This window comes from Pandoraea sp. XJJ-1 (assembly GCF_026802345.1).
GTDB lineage: Bacteria > Pseudomonadota > Gammaproteobacteria > Burkholderiales > Burkholderiaceae > Pandoraea > Pandoraea cepalis.
The window spans coordinates 153,839-172,548 of the sequence record NZ_CP113827.1 but is presented as its reverse complement, the minus strand read 5'-3'; the positions used below and the strand labels follow the sequence as shown (position 1 = coordinate 172,548).

At 66.0% G+C, this 18,710-nt stretch carries 13 protein-coding genes and 1 pseudogene; 11 read left to right on the top strand and 3 right to left on the bottom strand.

Going from position 1 to position 18,710, the window contains the following annotated elements:
• The first annotated feature begins 104 nt into the window (after positions 1-104).
• The gene (locus OYT13_RS00665) at positions 105-665 is read left to right on the top strand and encodes a periplasmic heavy metal sensor (protein ID WP_261939418.1); all 561 of its coding nucleotides are present in this window, start codon (positions 105-107) and stop codon (positions 663-665) included.
• A 57-nt stretch (positions 666-722) separates the two neighbouring features.
• Here the strand turns inward: OYT13_RS00665 and OYT13_RS00660 are convergent, their stop codons facing one another.
• A complete protein-coding gene (locus tag OYT13_RS00660; RefSeq protein ID WP_017233804.1) occupies positions 723-1,409 on the bottom strand; it encodes a Fe2+-dependent dioxygenase in 687 nt (228 codons plus the stop codon).
• A gap of 15 nt (positions 1,410-1,424) precedes the next feature.
• Positions 1,425-3,659 (bottom strand): TonB-dependent receptor, encoded by a 2,235-nt coding sequence (locus tag OYT13_RS00655; protein WP_017233805.1) that lies wholly within the window; start codon positions 3,657-3,659, stop codon positions 1,425-1,427.
• A gap of 527 nt (positions 3,660-4,186) precedes the next feature.
• On the opposite strand from OYT13_RS00655, the gene OYT13_RS00650 reads away from it, so the two are divergent.
• The 3 genes from OYT13_RS00650 (at position 4,187) to OYT13_RS00640 (ending at position 9,785) form a co-directional block, all read left to right on the top strand.
• A complete protein-coding gene (locus OYT13_RS00650; protein WP_261939419.1) occupies positions 4,187-7,945 on the top strand; it encodes a BTAD domain-containing putative transcriptional regulator in 3,759 nt (1,252 codons plus the stop codon).
• Positions 7,946-8,054: 109 nt separating this feature from the next.
• Entirely contained in the window at positions 8,055-8,651 is a 597-nt protein-coding gene (locus OYT13_RS00645; protein WP_157211561.1) for a molybdopterin-dependent oxidoreductase, read from the top strand.
• Between the two features lie 63 nt (positions 8,652-8,714).
• A complete protein-coding gene (locus OYT13_RS00640; protein ID WP_268567131.1) occupies positions 8,715-9,785 on the top strand; it encodes an agmatine deiminase family protein in 1,071 nt (356 codons plus the stop codon).
• Between the two features lie 216 nt (positions 9,786-10,001).
• On the opposite strand, the pseudogene OYT13_RS00635 reads toward OYT13_RS00640, so the two are convergent.
• A pseudogene (locus OYT13_RS00635) lies at positions 10,002-10,844 on the bottom strand (FadR/GntR family transcriptional regulator); the annotation flags it as partial.
• Positions 10,845-11,135: 291 nt separating this feature from the next.
• Between OYT13_RS00635 and OYT13_RS00630 the strand changes: the two are divergent.
• The 7 genes from OYT13_RS00630 (at position 11,136) to OYT13_RS00600 (ending at position 18,687) form a co-directional block, all read left to right on the top strand.
• Positions 11,136-12,341, top strand: coding sequence for an ABC transporter substrate-binding protein (locus OYT13_RS00630; protein ID WP_017235693.1), 1,206 nt, complete (start codon positions 11,136-11,138; stop codon positions 12,339-12,341).
• A 152-nt stretch (positions 12,342-12,493) separates the two neighbouring features.
• Positions 12,494-13,351 carry a branched-chain amino acid ABC transporter permease gene (locus OYT13_RS00625; protein ID WP_017235692.1) on the top strand — a complete coding sequence of 286 codons (858 nt, stop codon included), beginning with the start codon at positions 12,494-12,496 and terminating at the stop codon, positions 13,349-13,351.
• Positions 13,351-14,340, top strand: a complete 990-nt coding sequence (locus OYT13_RS00620) for a branched-chain amino acid ABC transporter permease (RefSeq protein ID WP_150562500.1) — start codon at positions 13,351-13,353, stop codon at positions 14,338-14,340. The genes OYT13_RS00625 and OYT13_RS00620 overlap by 1 nt, the downstream gene beginning before the upstream one ends.
• Positions 14,337-15,104 carry an ABC transporter ATP-binding protein gene (locus OYT13_RS00615; protein ID WP_150562000.1) on the top strand — a complete coding sequence of 256 codons (768 nt, stop codon included), beginning with the start codon at positions 14,337-14,339 and terminating at the stop codon, positions 15,102-15,104. The genes OYT13_RS00620 and OYT13_RS00615 overlap by 4 nt, the downstream gene beginning before the upstream one ends.
• Positions 15,101-15,802: an ABC transporter ATP-binding protein gene (locus OYT13_RS00610; protein ID WP_268567130.1), complete on the top strand. Its 702-nt coding sequence runs from the start codon at positions 15,101-15,103 to the stop codon at positions 15,800-15,802. Before OYT13_RS00615 ends, OYT13_RS00610 begins: the two co-directional genes overlap by 4 nt.
• Before the next feature lie 126 nt (positions 15,803-15,928).
• On the top strand, positions 15,929-17,191 hold the full coding sequence (locus OYT13_RS00605) for a Zn-dependent hydrolase (protein ID WP_017235688.1): 1,263 nt from the start codon (positions 15,929-15,931) through the stop codon (positions 17,189-17,191).
• The gene (locus tag OYT13_RS00600) at positions 17,188-18,687 is read left to right on the top strand and encodes a M81 family metallopeptidase (RefSeq protein ID WP_017235687.1); all 1,500 of its coding nucleotides are present in this window, start codon (positions 17,188-17,190) and stop codon (positions 18,685-18,687) included. The genes OYT13_RS00605 and OYT13_RS00600 overlap by 4 nt, the downstream gene beginning before the upstream one ends.
• Positions 18,688-18,710 lie beyond the last annotated feature (23 nt).

Here is an 18,710-nt window from a genome sequence, read left to right as displayed (position 1 = left end):
GTAACGTCAGGTAATACACCGGTTGCACTTTGCAACGTGTTCGGTGCGGCGATGACTTACTCTGAAACTGCCAATTCCGGCAGTATCCACAGGGAGTCAACACCATGCGCAAACTGAAGATCGCCGCCGCGTCGGCCATCCTCGTCGCCACCTCGATGCTCGGCGTCGCCTATGCCGCCGATGCCGCGGCACCGGCCACGGCACCCCATGCCGCCGCGTACCACATGCGCGGCGAGCGCGGCCCGTGGGGGCTCGGCGACATGCACAAGCTGCACGATCAATTGAAACTCGACGCGCAGCAGGAACAAGCGTGGCAGCAGGCAGTGACCACGTCGAAGCAGAATCACGACGCCATGCGCAAGAATGGCGAACAGTTCCGGCAGATGATGGCGCAGACGAAGGATCAGAAGATCCTCGACCTGGCCGGCATGCGCGCCGCCCGCGAGAAGGCGTTCGACCAGAACCGTCAGCTTCGCAGCCAGACGGAAGATGCCTGGTTGAACGTGTACAACGGTCTGAACAACGACCAGAAGACGCTCGTGAGCACCACGATCAAGGCGCGCTGGGCCAGGATGAAGACCTGGCACGACGAGGCAAGGCAACATCGCGGTCCGATGCACAAGAACGCCCCGGCCCCGCAACCGCCGGCCGGTCAAGCGCAGTAAGTCACATCGGTGCGAGTCCAGCGCCGCCGGGCACGATGGCCCGGCGCGCGCCGGCGCTCAGGTCTCGCTCCACAGGCGTAGCAGGTTGTGATAGCAGCCGACGAGCGAGCGCCGCGCGGTCTCGTCAGCGTCCGACGCGTTGAGACGCTGGATCGCGTTGTCCATGTCGAAGAGCAGCGTGCGCTGCGTGTCGTCCCGCACGAGACTCTGCACCCAGAAGAAGCACCCGACCCGCGTGCCGCGCGTGATAGGGTTCACGCGATGCAGGCTGGTCGCCGGATACAGCACCATGTCGCCTGCGGCCAATTTCACCTCGTGCGCCCCGTACTGATCCTCGATCACCAGTTCTCCGCCGTCGTACGCATCCGGCGACGCGAGAAAGAGCGTGGCGGAGATATCCGTGCGAATGCGCATGCCGCTGCCCGGCTGCAAACGAATCGCCCCGTCCACGTGGTGACCGAAGTGCATGCCTTCGCCGTAGCGGTTGAACATCGGCGCGTACACCTTGTTCGGCAATGCCGCGCTGATAAACAGCGGATGGCGCTCCAGCGCACCGAGAATCACGTCGCCCAGTTCGCGAGCCACGGCTGAGCGCTCGTCGATCTGCTGGTTTTGTTTGACGGGCGCCCCCTGATAGCCCGCCGTGGCCAGGCCGTCGACCCATGCGTCGCCCGCGTTGTCGAGCGCTGCGCGAACCCAGCGCACCTGCTCGGCATTGAGGACATTCGGAATGCGTAGCAACATCGACGTGCGTCTCCGTCAGAACCGGTAAGTGCCCGTGAGCAGCGCCGTGCGCCCGATGCCCGGCGCAGCCCGTCCGCCGTCGGACGGCACCAGCGCGTCGAAGTAGGTCTTGTTGAACACGTTGAGCAGGTTGAGGCGAATGTCGTATTTCGGCTGATGATAAGCGATCGTGGCGTCCCAGCGAGTGTAACCGCCCACGCGAATCAGGTTCGTGTTCGCCGCATAGCGCATTGACATGTACTTCATGCCGCCGCCCACCTCCCAGTGACCGAGCGTATAGGTCGACCAGAGCGTCAGCGAATGTCGCGGCGTGTTGGCCAGCACATTGCCCTGCGTGCCGTCGTTCGCCTGCACCACTTCCGAGTTCAGGAACATATAGCCGCCCATCACCTGCCAGTTCGACGTGATACGGCCTGTGGCGCTCACCTGCGCACCGCGAATGCGCACCTTGCCTGCGTTCGTGTATTCGCCCGACGTGCCGGTCTGCGTGCGCGCATTGTCCTGCGTGACCTGGAACAGTGCGGTGTTGATCGCCAGATTGTCGTCGAACAGATTCCACTTGCTGCCGACTTCGAACGATTCGTTCGTCGCGGGCGGCAGGGCCTGCGTGTTGTTGGTGACGGTGAGCGTTTCAAGCGACGGGTTGAACGACGTGCCATAGGAGAAGTAATACGACTGTGCCTCGCTTGGCTGATAGATCACGCCCGTGCGCACGCTCGTATGGTTGACCGTTTGCGTCGCGTAGCCCGGCGAACTGACGGTGTTCGAAAGCTGCGCCTTGAAGCGATCCCAGCGCAGGCCGCCCACAATCTTCCAGTGGCGGCTCAGCTCAACGGTATCGTTCGCGTAGAACGCGACCGTCTGTGCCGTTCCCTGCGCCAGGTTACCGGCGGTCGTCGTGACATTCGGCAGATTCGCGTAGTACGCCGTACTGCTGGCGGGAATCCAGCCGAGGAAGCCCGTCGACTGTCCAGCGCCGGTGCGCGAATACGCCTGATTTTCATAGGTGTCCTGCCCGAACTCCGCGCCGGCGATCAGGGTGTGCTTGATCGGTCCGGTCGAGAACGTCTTCACGACGTCGGTCTGGTTGAACAGCGACGAGTCGGTGATCTTGCGATCGTGACTCTGCAACTGCACCCAGAGCTGATCGAGCGAATACGACGGAAGTCCCGCCGTCGGACGGGCCGGCAGCGACGTGAATCCCCCGGTGCCGTTGGCGACGCCCACGGCATGCGGCGACGTTTCGATGGCGTCGATGACATAGCGGCTGTATTGCGTCTGGTTCGTGATCTTCAGACTGTCGTCGACCCTGTGCTCGATCTTGGCCGAGAGGCTCATTACGTCCTGCACCGTGCGGTCGGTCGTCAGGCCGTAGAACTGTTGCTTCGAGACCGGCAGCGGACTGCCGTTGTAGCCCACGGTGCCGTAGTCCGCCATATCGCGGTTATGTTGGACGAGCGCGGAAAGCGTGATCTGTGTGGGCGTACCGATGCCAAGCTTGAGCGTGGGCGCAACGCCCCAATCCCGATTGTTCATGACGTCGCGCGTCGTATGAATATTTTGCGCAAAGCCGTTGATCCGGAACGCGGCAGTCTCCGAGAGCGGATGATTGAGGTCGAACGAGGTGCGGTACTGGTCGTTCGTGCCGAGCGTTCCGGAGACTTCGTTCAGCGGCTTGAGATTGGCCTGCTTGCTCACCTGGTTGATGACGCCACCGGTCGAACCCCGGCCGAACAGCATGGACGACGGGCCTTCGAGCACCTCGATGGCCTCGAGATCGAACGTATCGCGATAGTACTGGCCGCGATCGCGGAAGCCGTCGAGATAGATGTCGGTGCGTGCCGCGAAACCGCGCAGATTGATGTTGTTGCCGATCTGCCCGCCCTCCGCACCGCCAAGCGTAATGGCCGGCGAATTGCGCAGCGCATCGGCGAACGACGTGGCGCCCTGCGCCTGCATGACCGCCTTGTCGATCACGGTGACCGATTGCGGGATGTCGCGGATCGCCGTGGGCACCTTGCCGCCGACGGTCGAGATGTCGCGCTGGTAATCATCACGAATCGACGTGCCGGACACTTCGGTCTGCGGCAACGTGGCGGCCTGCGCCGCGCCTTGCGTCGTGGTCTGCGTCGTGCCCGAGGTCGGGGCGTCAAACGTGCTCTGTGCCATGGCGGGCGAGGCGTAAGCGACGGCGAACGGCGTGGCGAAGAGGGCCATCATGGCCACCGTCAGAGGCTTGCGTTGCATCATGATCGATCGGTTTCGAAAGGCGTCGTGGTAGGAATAAGGAGGGAGAACACCGACGGGTCGCGCCGAGCCCCACGCTGACGTCTCATCCGCGGTCGATGCCCTCGATATGGAGCGCGAATATAAATGAGAATGATTTACATTACAATTGCTTTACGACGACTGACGTAAATCTCCGACAGTCGTCTCGCGTCCGGCAGCACCTTGGCAGCACGACCGAACGCCCGATCGATCGCGGCGTGTGACCGCAGGGGCGGCGCGACGCCCGCAATGACATGTGAATTCCTCGGGTATTGCCGAAGAAATCGAGACTCGTGTTTATACTTTGGGCTGCAGTACTGAAAGCATTCGGCCGGAGCCCCCCCGGAACGGCCTTGACGTTTCGCCAGATTGCCGATGCGCCGGTCCCGATGGCAGCCCATGCCGCGCGCCGGATCCGTCGGTCGGGCTCGACGACATCTTGAATTCGCCGCACCGGTGCCACTCCCCTGGGGTGTGCGCCGGTGTTGCCTATTTGCCGTCCAGGGACAATGCAAGCCACCAGATCGCTCTACCTGCTGGGACCGATGCGGGTCGAACAAGGCAAACAAGCCTGCGCCGTGAAATACACGAAAGCGCGGGGCCTGTTGGCCTACCTCGCCCTGCAACCGGGCTTCCATACGCGCGGCGCACTCGCCGACCTGTTCTGGCCCGATGAAGATGGCCAGGGGGGCCGCGACAAGCTCAAGCGCATGCTCTTCCATCTGCGCGACACCCTCGGCGACGAACTCTTCGAATCCGACCGCCAGGTTGTGCGTCTGCGCCCCGAGACCGGCCTCTGGATCGACGCGCATGTCTTCGCGAGCATGATCGAGCAGGCGAATCGCACGCTCGACGCCGTGACGGGCCTGGATCTGGCCGCACATCTACAACATCTCGCCGACGCCGTCGCGCTCTACCAAGGCCCCTTCCTGCACGGACTGTCGGTACGCGACACCCCCGATCTCGAACAGTGGATCGAGCTCCAACGCGACGAATATCAGCGCCGCCGTGTCTTTGGCGAGCGGCTGCTCGCCGACGGTTACGCCCGTCTGGGCGATCTCGATCAGGCACTCGCGCACGCACGCCAGCTCGTCGCGCTCGCCCCGTTCGACGAATCGGGCTGGCACTGCCTGCTCGCGCTGCTACTGCGTGCCGGACGCCGCGACGAAGCCGAGACCGAATACCGCCGTCTGCGCGACATCCTCGACGAAGAACTCGGTGAGCTGCCCGGCGAGGCGCTCACCCAGTTGCTGGAGACGCCGCCCGCGCGCATGGAACAGCGCGCGACGGGCCCGGAGCGCCGCCAACTGACGGTCGTGGCCATCGAACTCGCGCCGAACGGCATCGACGATCCTGACCAGCTCGTGGGCACGATGCGCCCGCCGCTCGTGCAGTGCGAGACGATCCTGCGCCAGTCGTGGGGCTACACGGTGCGCACGCCGACAGGCGGCCTGCTCGGCTATTTCGGCTATCCCACCGCCCTCGAAGGCGCCGGACGGCATGCCGTCGAAGCCGCCATGCGCTGCGTGCAGGCAAGCTCCGCACGCGTCGGCATCGGTGTGGGCATTCACACCGGGCTGGTCATCAGCTCGGTGGCGGACGACAGTCCCGACACCGGCGGGCGCGTCTCGCGCTCGGCCACGCAGCTTGCCGACATGGCGCTGCCCGGCGAAGTGTTGATCTGCGACGCCACGCAACGTCTCATTGGCGTGGCCATCCCCACCACGTCACACGGCAGCGTGCGCGAGCGCCACGCCCATCGCGAGATTCCCGTGTTTCGCGTCAATCCCGACCCGACGCCGGAACGCCGCTCGCGCCGTCGCGCGGCGATGCTCTTCGGCCGCGATGCCACCCTGGCGGAACTCACCGCCGCGCACACGGCCATGCGCGACGCGAGCGCCGGACACGGCGTGCTGGCACTCGTGATCGGCGAAGCCGGTATCGGCAAATCGGCGCTGGTGCGGCATTTCGTGGAAACGCGCGGCCTGCGCGCGATCGAACTGGCCTGCGCGCCTGACGGCGCCGGCACGCCCTTCCACCCGATCGCGCGCTGGCTGCGCGCGCGATCCGTCGACGACGCTGCGGAGCTCCCACAACCCGCCCTGCTGGCTCATCGCCGCCTGTGCGCCCTGTTTGACCGGCATGCCGACGCCAACGTGCCGCACGCGTGGAAACAGGCGGTACTCGACGAGACGCCCGCCCTGCTCTCCGCCCTGTTGCCCGATGGCGGCGTGCTGGTGCTCGACGATGCCCACTGGGCCGACCCATCCACGCTGGAATGGCTCGCGCTCGTGGCGGAAAATCCGCCGCGCGGCCGCCTGTTGATGGTGTGCGCCCGGCCCGAATTCGAGCAACCGTGGCGTCATCACGTGGGCATGCGCCGGATCGACCTGGCACCGCTCGACGCTGGCGCCGCCGCGTCGATCGTGCGCGCGGCGACCCCGCGCGTGGCCCTGCCCGCCGCCCTGCGCGAGCGCATCGTGCATCTGGCCGAGGGCGTGCCGCTGTTCCTGCAAGAGTTGGCGCGGGCCACGGCGGCCCAACATGGCGCCCGCACCGCCGCCGGCGCCATGCCCATGCCCGCGAGCCTTCAGGAACTGATGATGGCGCGTATCGACGCGGCGGGCAGCGCCAAGCCGGTCGCCCACTTCGCCTCGTGTCTCGGCCCGGCATTTCAGGCCGATCTGCTCGCCGCCGCGAGCGGGCGTTCGATGGCGCTCGTCGAGCGAGCGCTCGACACGCTCGCCGCCTGCGCACTGGTGCAGCGACAGGACAATGGCCGCTACGTCTTCCGCCACGCGCTGCTGCACAAGGCCGCTTACGACGCGCAGCCGCAGGAACGCCGTCAGGACGCGCACCGCCGAATCGCGCTCGCCATGCGCGAGCACGCCGCCGCCGCGCAGACCGAACCCGAAGTGCTCGCCTGGCATTTCCGTCAGGCCGACGAACCGGACGCCGCCATCGAGCACTACCGTCTCGCGGGCGAGTATGCGACCGGGCGCCAGGCGTTCCGCGAAGCGTGTGCGCACTACCAGAGCGCGCTCGACGTGCTGCGTCAGACCGGCACCGGTGCTCAGACCGCACAGCGCGAGCTGCAACTGCGCATGGCGCTCGGCGTGCCGCTCGTCTCGCTGCACGGCTATGGCTCAGAGCCGGCGCGCCACAACTTCGAGACGGCCCTCGCGCTCGCGCAGCCAATGGGCGACGACGTCGCGCTGTTCCCGGTCTTCTGGGGACTGTGGCTCGGCTCGAGCTCCTGGAGCGGCTTCGAGCGCAGCATCGAACTCGCACGCAAGCTCATCCTCATCGCGGAACAGGCCGGTGCCGCACCGTTGCTAGCCCATGCTTACTACGCGCTGGGCAACAGCCTGTGCTGCCACGGCGACTTCGGCGGCGCGGTCACGGCGCTGGAAAGCAGCCTGGCCCACTATCGTCCCGAGCACGCCGACACCGGCCTGGGCGAAGACGCTCGCATCACCGCACTCTCGTTCCTCTCGTGGGCGTACTGGTTCGTCGGACGGCACGACGCGTCGCTCGCGGCCAGCGAAGCGGCGCTGGCGATGGGACGTCAACAAGGCCGCCGCTATTCCTTTTCGTTCGCCCTGGTGTTTGCCGCGATGCTGCGACGCCTGCGTCGCGAGGTCGCCTCCGCCGAAGCGCTGGCGAGCGAGGCCATCGAAGTCGCGTCGGAGACCGGCGTGGCGCTCTGGGCACTCGCCGGACAGACGATTCGCGGCTGGGCGCTCGCCTCACGCGGCGACGTGAGCGGCCTCGAGCGCATTACCGACAGCGTAGGACGCCTGAGCGAAATCATGGGCGGCGTCGAGGGCATCTTCTTCGGGCTGCTCGTGGAAGCGTGTGCCGGCACGGGCGACATTGCGCTCGGACTGCATGCGGCCGAACGCGGCACCCATGTGACCGCGCGCCGCAGCGACGCCCATTGGCAAGCGGAATTCCTGCGCCAGAAGGGGAGTTTTCTGCGCGCAGGTCATCATCCCGACGACGCCGTGCGCCCGTGGCTCGAGCATGCACTGCAGATCGCGCAGGCGCAGGCGTCGCCAATGCTCACCCTGCGCGCATCCGTCAGTCTGTTGCGCCTGGGCGGAGGCAACGCGCCGGGCGATGCCGAGTACGTGGCCGTGCTGCGTGCAGCGCTCGACGCACTGCAAGGCGGCGAGACCCTCGCCGACGTGCAGGAGGCGCGCGCGGTGATCGCCGACGTTTTCGCGCGCAGGCCCGTCCTGCGCACCGCCCGCTACGGTAGCTGATCGGGCACGGGCAAGCGAATAGCGGCTATCAGGCGCGACGTATGTCCGTGCGGGGCCCGGCCGCTATATTGCGGCGACCGGTGCCCCCACGCCCAACCACCGAACCGACATGTCTCTCGACTCCATGCGCGCGCCCGACGGCGCCTCGCCAGACACTCGCCTCACCGCCAGCGGTGCGCCGCCCGCTTCGGTGAGTCCCCTGCCTCCCCTCCCGCTCGCGCACCTCGCACCCGCGGCGCCTCACGCGTTGGTATCGCGGGAAGTGGTCGTCTCCGGCTGCGTCAAGCGTCGTTACTCCTTCGATCTCTGCGCGCTGATGCGCCTGCCGACGCAACTGACCGGGCCGCTCGACGTCGTCTGCCTGTCAGGCAGAATGGTGCGCTGCGCGAGCGAATACAAAGGCGTCAGGCTGAGCGCACTGCTCGACATCGCGCAACTGTGCCTGCCGCACGCACGCGACTTCACGCGAGCCTTCGTATTGGCGCAGGGTGCCGACGGCTACACCGTCATGTTCTCGTGGCACGAGCTGTACAACACGCCGGTGGGCATCGGCGCACTCGTGGTCTATGAACGCGACGGACAGCCGCTTGACGATGACGAAGGCGGCATTGGCCTAATCTCGACGAGCGATTTTCGCGTGGCGCTACGCCAGGTACGTGCACTCAAGCGGCTCTCCGTCCATTTGGCCGATTCCCCGCCCCGTTGACGCGCCCCGCGCCGAGCGTGAGCCGCTTACACTGGCGGCACTTTACTCACGGTCACGCGAACGATGACACCCCCTCACCACACACTAGTCGCGACGCACGCGAACGCCGCCGGCCGCTGGCGGATGCCGCCCGAGTGGCATCCGCATGCCGCCTGCTGGATGGCGTGGCCGAGCCACACGGTCATGTCGGGCGCCCGCCGGCACGAGGTCGTCGGCGAGCTGGGACGCATGGCCCACGCGATCGCGCACTTTGAGCCGTTGCATGTGGCGGTCGATCCGCATCATCTCGACGAAGCACGCAGCCTCCTGCCGGCCAGCGCCACACTTCACCCGATGCCCGTCGACGATCACTGGATGCGCGACAACGGCCCGACCTTCGTGCTCGACGACGCCGGGGCACTGCACGCGCTGCGCTGGAACTTCAACGGTTGGGGACAGAAGATCCGGCCGATGCCGGACGCCGATCCGAAGCTCGCGAAACGCGTCTCGCTGGCGCTCGACGTGGCCACGACGTCGATGCCGCTCGTGGCCGAGGGCGGGTCGTGGCATGTGGATGGCGAGGGCACGCTGATCGTGACGCAGACGTCGGTGCTCAATCCGAATCGCAACCCCGGACTGACGCGGCGTGAGGCGGAAGACGTGTTCCGTCATTGGCTGGGCGTGACGCACGTCGTGTGGTTGCCAGGCTCGCGACTCGATACGATCACCGACGGTCACGTCGACGGCATCGCGAGCTTCGTGCGCCCTAGCGTGTTGCTCGCCACCGGGGCCGACGGCAATGACGAATGGGCGCGTGAGGCGAGGGAAAACCTGCGAGCGCTGCGCCTGGCGCGCGATGCCCGCGGGCGGCCCTTCGAGATCGGCCTGCTGCCCTGCGTCGACTTCGACGCGCTGCCCGCCGCCGTCGCGGACGATCCAGACTTCGCGCCGGAGTATGTGAATTTCTATTTGCCAAACGGTGGCGTAGTGATGGCGTCATTCGGCGATCCGGCGGCGGACGCGCAGGCGCGCGACATCGTGCAGCAGGCGTTCCCCGACCGACGCATCGCGCAGGTGCCGCTGCGTGGCATTGCGCGGCGCGGAGGCGGGATTCACTGCTGCACGCAACAACAACCGGCGCCGATCTCGCCCTGAGTTGTCGGCGCGCGCAACGCCCCGCGTCCGCCCCGGCCCGCCTTAACGCGACCCCGTACGACGTTTGCGCGCGGGCGCAGTCTTCGTCGCCGCTTCGGCCTTCGTGCCGGGGGTCTTCGGCTTTGCTGACGGCTTCCCGACGGCCTTCGTCGTCGGCTTCTCGGCCGGCTTCACGACAGGCTTCGTCGCGGGCTTCGCTACACGCTTTCCCTCGCCCGCCGGCGCACGCGGCGCGTTCGTCGCGAGTTGCGAGCGCACGCGCTGCTGCATGTCGACGATGTCCGAATCGAGAATGAGACGACCGCGCAGTTTCCCGTTCATCCGCTTGATATAGGTGCGCGCTTCCTGCATGTGAACCTGCATGAGTTCACGCACGCGTTGCGAATCCCCTGCGCGCGCCGCGTCAGTAATCCGACGATGGATATCGACGTTCGCCGTACCGAACTTCTCGTGCTCGCGCCGCGGCGTCTCGTTGCCGAACACAATCAGTTGGCGAATCATCTCGTTGACGAGTTCGCAGGTGAACCGCAGAAAGCTGTTGGGATTGGCCGCCGCGAGAATGTCGTGGAAGTCCATATCGGCCTGACGCTGGCGCAGCAATTCGCGCCGGTCGTGCGACGCTGGACTGCAACACGCCATGTTGTGTTCCAGCGCGTCGAAGTCGGCCTCGGTCAGATGCGGCACCGCACCCGCGGCTAGCTCCGGCTCAAGCAATTGGCGCACCGTGTAAATGTCGTCGATGCTCACTTCCTTGAAGAACAGGTAGTTCTGCATGAGCTGGAAGGTGCGATCGAGCGGCACCTCCACCACCATGCCGCCGCCCGACGGACCGGTGCTCACCTTGATGAGACCCTGCACTTCGAGCGACTTGAGCGCTTCGCGAATGGTGCTCTTCGACACCGCGAACATCTGCTGCAATTCCACTTCGCGCGGCAGACGATCGCCAGGCAGCAGGTTGCCTTCGGTTATCAGGCGCTTGATGGCTTCGGCGACCAGATCGCCACGTTTTTGTTGTTTGATTTCCAACGGCTCTCTCACCGTCTGCGCATCTCGTGCCATAAGGCGCCTCACAAGGGTCCGTTCACGTGGCTTGCCGGCTTGCGAACGTGTTCTACCGGCGGTGCCGGATGAGAATTTTTTCCGATTGACACCCCGAAATATTATACCTACGATCAAATTCATCCTATTTATCATAATAAATATGACGGATAGGGATAAGGCCCCGGACGTTGTCAGCTGTCACACTCAGGTCGCTGCCGCAGATCCATTCTCGGATCGCCGGCCGGTCGGCGTGCGACGCGCTGCACGTTTGCACCCCATGAACGATTGCTCCCTTCCCTGGAGACCCAATTGAATCGTCGTGAACTGTTGAAGCTCGCCGCTGCGGCGTCTCTGCCTGCCTCCTTGATCTCCGCGCGCGATGTGTTCGCGCAAACCACCGGCGCCATCCAGTTGGCGTGTCCGGTACCGATGTCGGGGCCGTTCGCGGCCAACGGCAAGTTTGCCGATCTGGGCATGAAGCTCGTTGTCGAGCAGTACGGCAAGGTCGTTGGCCGACCGCTCGCCTATACCACCCTCGATACCGAAGGCAAGCCCGCCACGGCCATCCGTCGCGTGCAGGAAATCGCGCAGCAGAAGGGCGCGCGCTTCTTCGCGGGCGGCATTCTGTCGTCCGAAGCGCTCGCCATGGGTAAGGAAGTCGAGAAGGCCGGCGGCATATTCATCACCACGGCCGGCGCCGACGAAATTACGGGCAAGGACTGCAACAGCGCCACGTTCCGCTGGTCGGTGCCGACCTTCGGCGCCATCGAGCAAACGGTGCGCCCGCTCATCGAATCGATGCCCAAGGCCAAGCGCTGGTACACGATTACGCCGCAATACGTGTTCGGCGAAGGCTTGCTCACGGCCGCGAAGAACGTCTTCAAGGAAAAAGGCATCGAGCACGTTGGCAACAGCTACCACTCGCTGTCGGAGAAGGAGTTCTCGGGCTATCTCACCAACGCGGTCGCCGCCAAGCCCGACGTGCTGCTGCTCCTGAACTTCGGCTCGCAATCTTCCGACACGTTGCGTCAGGCCGTGAGCTTCGGCATGAAGAACAACTGTACGATCCTGATGGCGTGGGCCTCTGGCCTGGAGCAGTTCGAGACGCTCGGCGCCGATCTGTGCGACGGGGTGTACTTCGGTGCGCAGTACTGGCACGCGGTGGCCTCGCCGCTGAACCTCGATCTCGTCAAGCGCACGCAGGCACGCTTCAAGCAGAACCCGAACTACAGCCTCGCGGGCTCGTATATCTGCACGAAGCTTATGCTCGACGGCATGATCAAGGCCGGCAGCGCCGATCCGAAGGCCGTCATCGCCGCGATGGAAGGCATGAAGTACGACGGGCTCACCGGGCCGGAAGAGATCCGCAAGGGTGACCACCAGGTGCTCAAGAACTATTACCTGCTCAAGGGCAAGGCCAAGTCGAAAATGCGCAACGCCGACGATTTCGCCGACATTGTCAGCGCCGGGAAATCGTTCCTGCCGCTCGACAAGACCGAGTGCAAGCTGGCCTGAGCCGGTAGCGCAGCGCGCCGCCGCTGCGCGAACGCTCACGCCGTGTCGCTCGCGGGGACGCCTGGCCGTCCCCGCAAGTGTCGTCTGTGCCGCGCGGCGAAAGCCGGACGGCGCACGGTGCCCCACGTCCACCCAAGCTCTCCGGGACGCGCATGAACGTCTATATTCTGCAGGTCATCAACGGCGTCGGGATCGGCATGCTGTATTTCCTGCTCGCCGTCGGGTTATCCATCATCTTCGGCCTGCTGCGCTTCGTGAACTTCGCGCACGGGGCCTTCTATGTGCTCGGCGCGTATTGCTGCTACCAGGCGATGCAATGGGGCCTGTCGTTCTGGCTCGCGCTGATCGTCTGCCCGATCGTCGTCGGCGCCCTCGCATGGATCGCCGAGAAACTGCTGCTGTCGCGCATCTACGAGAAAGCGCACGAGTTTCACATCCTCGTCACGGTCGGCCTGGCGCTCGTCGTGCAGGAACTGGTCATCATCGTCTGGGGCCCGCTCGGCGATAACGTGGCCGTGCCCGCGGCGCTCGACGGCGTGGTGATGTGGGGCAGCTTCATCTATCCGAAGTACCGGCTCTTCCTCATCGGCTTCACCGTCGTGTTCGCCGCCGTGCTCTGGTGGCTGCTCGAAGGCACGCGCCTGGGCAGTGCGGTGCGCGCGGGCAGCGAGTCGTCCGAGATGGTGTCGCTGCTCGGCATCAACGTGTTCCGGGTGTTCAGCCTTGCGTTCGCACTCGGCGCGGGCACCGCCGCGCTGGCGGGGGTATTGGCGGCGCCGGTGCGCGGTGTCGACCCGTTCATGGGGATCGAGGCGCTGGGCATCGCCTTCGTGGTGGTCGTCATCGGTGGCATGGGCAGTTTCGCCGGGGCGCTCGTGGGCGGCCTCGTGATCGGTATCGTGCAAAGCCTGATGAGCACGATCTGGCCGGAAGGCGCACGACTGATGATCTATGTGGCGATGGCAGCGGTGCTGCTCATGCGCCCGCACGGCCTGCTCGGGAGGGGATGATGCTGGTACGTTACCGTTTTTGGCTGCTCGCCGCCGCCGTCACGCTGATCCTGCCGGTCACGCTGTCCTCGGGCACGCTCGCGACTGAAGTGCTCATCTACGCGCTGGCCGCACTCGGTTGCAATCTGCTGCTCGGCTACACCGGTCTGCTCTCGTTCGGCCAGGGCATCTTCTTCGGCCTGGGCAGCTACACGCTGGGTATTCTGCTCACGCGTTGGGCGCTGCCCATGCCGCTCGCCGTGGTCGCATCGATCGTGTTGGGCGCTGCGGTCGCGGCCATCGTCGGCAGCTTCGCGATCCGGCAGAAGGGTACCTACTTCGTGATGCTCACGCTGGCGTGCGCGCAGATGTTCTACTTCGTGGCCTACACCGCGACGGACTGGACGGGCGGCGACAACGGGCTGCTCGACATCCCGCGCCAGTCGCTCGCATTGGGCGGCAAGACGCTGATCCCGCTCGAGACGCCCTGGCAGTACTACACCTTCGTCGCCGTCGTCTTCCTGATCGTCTTCGCGGGGCTGTTGCGCGTGGCCGATTCCGTGTTCGGCCGCACGCTGCTCGCCATTCGCGACAACGAGGCCCGCGCGGCCGCCGTCGGCTATCACGTGAAGACCTTCAAACTCGTGGCCTTCGCCATCTCGGGTGCCGTCACGGCCTTGGCCGGAGCGTTGCACGCGCTCATGACGGGCATCGCACCGCTGTCCAACATCGAGTACCACTCGAGCGAAATGATCCTCGTGATGACGGTGATCGGCGGCACGGGCAATCTCTTCGCGTCAGTGCTGGGCGCGGCGTTCTACGTGCTCGCCGCCGATTGGCTCTCCACGCTCTGGCCGCGCTGGCTGCTGTTGCTCGGCCTGCTGCTCATCGCCGTGAGTCTGTTCATGCATCGCGGACTGTGGGGCGTAGGCGAATCGCTGTGGTGTCGCATCACTGGCAAGCGCGGCGGGCCCAACGGCAAACTGGATACGCAGGGAGACCCGACATGAGCGACGCTCTCATCGAAGCCGCCGGCATCGTCAAACGCTACGGCAAGTTCACCGCGCTGCACGGCGTCGATCTGCGAGTGGCCCCGCGCACGGTACACTCGGTCATCGGCCCGAACGGCGCGGGCAAAACCACGCTGTTTCACATGCTCACCGGCACGGTGCCCGTCTCCGGCGGGCGCATCCTGTTCGACGGTCACGACGTGACCACCGAAGCCGATTACCGGCGTGTCCAACGCGGCATTGCGCGTTCGTTCCAGGTGACGGCGCTCTTCCAGAATCTGTCTGTACGCGAAAACCTGCGCCTGGCCGCGCTGGGCGTGACGCCGCGCCGTGCGCTCTCGTGCTGGCGCAAGGCCGACGGCCCGCGCGCCTGCGCGTCCGTCGTTGACGACGTGCTCACGCGGCTCGCGCTCACGCGTCATGCCGGCACCGCGGCGGGTGCGCTCTCGCACGGGCAGCAACGCCGTCTCGAGGTGGGCATGGCGCTCGCGGCGCGTCCCAAGGCGATCTTCCTCGACGAGCCGACGTCGGGCATGGGCATCGACGATCTCGACGACATGAAGCAGCTCATTCGCGGCCTGCGCGACGATCACACCGTCGTGCTCATCGAGCACAACATGAACATCGTGATGGACATCTCCGACACGATCACCGTCATGCAGCAAGGGCGCGTGCTCGTCGAAGGCAAGCCGGATGCCATTCGCGCCGACGACCGCGTGCGCGCCGCCTATCTCGGCAACATGATTACCGGAGGCCGCGCATGATTCTCGACGTCGCAGGCATTCACAGCTATTACGGCAAGAGTCACATTCTGCAAGGCGTCACGCTGAGCGTGGGCGACGGCGAACTCGTCACGCTGCTCGGTCGCAACGGCGCGGGCAAGTCGACCACGCTCAAGACCATCGCGGGCGTCGTACCGCCCAAGGCGGGCACCATCTCGTTCCTGGGCAAGCCCATCGCCGGACAACCGGCGCACCGAATCGCCGCGCGCGGCGTGTGCTTCGTGCCCGAGCATCGCGGCATCTTCAAACTGCTCACCGTCGAGGAGAACCTCAAGCTCGGAGCCCGACGCGATTCGCCGTGGCAGCTTGCCGACATCTATCGCATCTTTCCGCGCTTGCAGGAGCGTCGCAAGAACGGTGGCGCGCAACTCTCTGGCGGCGAGCAGCAGATGCTGGCCATCGGACGCGCGCTGATGAATCACCCGCGCCTGCTCATGCTCGACGAGCCGGTCGAAGGGCTCGCCCCGGTGATCGTCGAGGAGATCGTGGCGCAGTTGAAGCTCATCAAGCAAGCCGGCGTCGCGATCCTGCTCGTCGAACAGAATCTGGAGGTCTGCACACAGCTCGCCGACCGGCATTACATCGTCGAGCAAGGCGTGATCGTGTACGGCGCGGACAACGCCGCGTTTCTCGCCGACGAGGTCGTCAAGGACCGTTACCTCGGTGTGGGCGTGGCTTGAGCCGCGCGGCCCAAATTTCCCCCAAAGCGCGCCGCCACGCCCCCATGCGACGGGGCGAGCGCGCCACTCTGCCAACGCAGGCGTCAGCGCGACCGTCGCGGCGTCTGCCCTGAAGGACTGATGAACATGGAACGTCTCGATCAACCGGCAGCCGCAGTACGCGTCGACGGCGCGCGCCTGTGGGACAGCCTCATGCAACTCGCGCAAATCGGCGCGACCGAGAAGGGGGGCGTGTGCCGCCTCGCGCTGACCGATCTCGACCGGCAGGGTCGCGATCGGTTTGTCACGTGGGCCGAAGAGATCGGCTGCACGGTGCGTGTCGACGCGATCGGCAACATCTTTGCGCGGCGCGCCGGCCGCAACGACGCGCTGCCGCCCGTCATGACCGGCAGCCACATCGACACCCAGCCGACCGGTGGCAAGTTCGACGGCAACTACGGCGTACTCGCCGGGCTCGAAGTGCTGCGCACGCTCAACGACAACGGCATCGTGACCGAGGCCCCGCTCGAAGTCGCCGTCTGGACCAACGAGGAGGGGTCGCGTTTCGTGCCCGTGATGATGGGGTCCGGTGTTTACGCAGGCGCCTTCACGCTGGATCACGCGCTCGCGCAGAGAGATCGAGAGGGCGTCAGCGTCGCCGACGCGTTGCGCGCCATCGGCTACGCGGGCTCCGCGCCGGCGGTGGGTCAAGCGGGCGCGGTCGGCGCGTACTTTGAAGCGCACATCGAGCAAGGCCCGGTCCTCGAAGCGCATGGGAAGACGATCGGTGTCGTGCAGGGCGCCCTCGGTCAGCGCTGGTACGACGTAACCGTCACGGGCATGGAGGCCCACGCGGGCCCTACGCCCATGGAGCTACGCCGCGACGCGCTGCTCGCCGCCGCGCAGCTGATCCAGGCGGTCAACCGCATCGCCTGCGAGCACGCGCCCCATGCGCGCGGCACCGTGGGCTGGGTCGACAACTATCCGAATTCGCGCAACGTGATTCCGGGCCGCGTGACGCTCTCCGTCGATCTGCGCGCGGCCGACGACGCCACGCTCGACGCGCTCGACGCCAAGCTGCGCGCCGAGTGCGACGCGTTGCGCACGAACGGCATCGACGTCGCCATCGAGCCGGTCGTGTACTTCCCGCCGCAGCCGTTTGCCCCGGCACTGGTCGACGCGATTCGCTCGGGCGCGCAGGCACTCGGGCTGTCGTCGATGGATGCCATCAGCGGTGCGGGGCACGACGCAGTCTATCTGGCGCGCGTCGCGCCGACGGCGATGATCTTCGTGCCGTGCAAGGACGGCATCAGTCACAACGAAATCGAAGATGCCGATCCGGTGCATCTCGAAGCGGGTTGCAACGTGCTGTTGCAAGCGATGTTGCAACGCGCAGGAGGTGCCGCATGAAAGTGATGATCGCGCGGATGAATCACGAGACGAATACATTCTCGCCGGTGCCCACACCGCTCGACGCCTTCGGCCCTCTAGGACCCACGTATGACGAAGCGGCCTATCGCGACAACAAGGGCATGCGTACGGCGATGGCCGCGTTCATCGATCTCGCCGAGGCCGCCGGGGCGCAGATGGTGACCCCCGTCAGCGCTGCCGCCAACCCGAGCGGTCCGGTGGCGGCGAGCGCCTACGACGCCCTGTGCGACCGGATTGTGGCTGCGGCGAGCGGCGTCGATGCGATCCTGCTCGACCTGCATGGGGCGATGGTCGCGGAAAACAGCGACGACGGCGAGGGCGATCTGCTCGAGCGCGTGCGCGCCGCCGCGCCGGATACGCCGATTGCCGTTGCGCTCGACCTGCATGCCAACGTCACGCAAAAGATCGTAGAGAATGCCGATATCGTCGTGGGGTTCAAGACGTATCCGCACATCGACATGTACGAGACAGGCGAGCACGCCGGCCGTCTGCTCTTCGAAAGGCTCGCCGGCAAACGCCGCCCTCGCGTGGTATGGCAACAACCGCCGTTGATGGTGCATACGCTATGCAGCACGAGCCACGGGGGCGCGATGAAGCGCGCGCTCGACGCCGCGCGGCGCGCCGAAGCCGAAGAGGGTATTCCGGCCGTGTCGGTGTTTTCGGGATTTTCGCTCGCGGACATCCCCGCGCCTTGCATCAGTGTGGTCGTGACGGCGGGCGACGGGGAGAGCGGCGTGGCACATGCTCAGGCCGTCGCTGACCGTATCGCCGCGCAGATATGGGAGGCGCGTGACGAGTTCGTCTACCGCAGCGCGCCGCTCGTCGATTCGATTGTCGAAGCGAAGCGTCTGGCCGACGGCGCCGACAAGCCGGTGTTGCTGCTCGATCACAGCGACAACTGCATGTCGGGCGGCACGTGCGACACGATGGACGTGCTCGAAGCGGCGCTCGCGGCCGGGCTCACCGGCATCGGCGTCGGTCCGCTGTGCGATCCGGAAGCGGTCGCGACGTTGATCGCCGCAGGCGAGGGCGCCGAGGTGACGCTGGCCGTCGGCAACAAACGTGCGCTGACGCAATTGGGCATCGTCAAGACACCGCCGGTGCTCACCGGCATCGTGCGCAAGATCGGCGACGGCGAGTATGTCGTGAGCGGTCCGACCTATACGGGGCAACGCTGCTACATGGGCCGCACGGTGCTGTTCGATATCGGGCCGGCGCGCATCGTGGTGACGGAGCGCACGCACGAGCCGTGGGACCACGGCGTGTTCACCTGCGTTGGCCTCGACCCGCGCAACGAGCGCTTCCTGCTGCTCAAGTCCCGCATGTACTGCCGTCCGGTGTTCGTGCCGATCTCCGCCGGGCTGGTCGAATGCGACAGCGACGGCGTGACGAGTTCAAATTACGCGCTGTTCCCGTTCTCGCGCGTGAATCGTCCGGTGTATCCGCTGGATCGGGAGGTGAAGTTCGGCGGATGAGTACACGGTGGCGGGCCTTTACG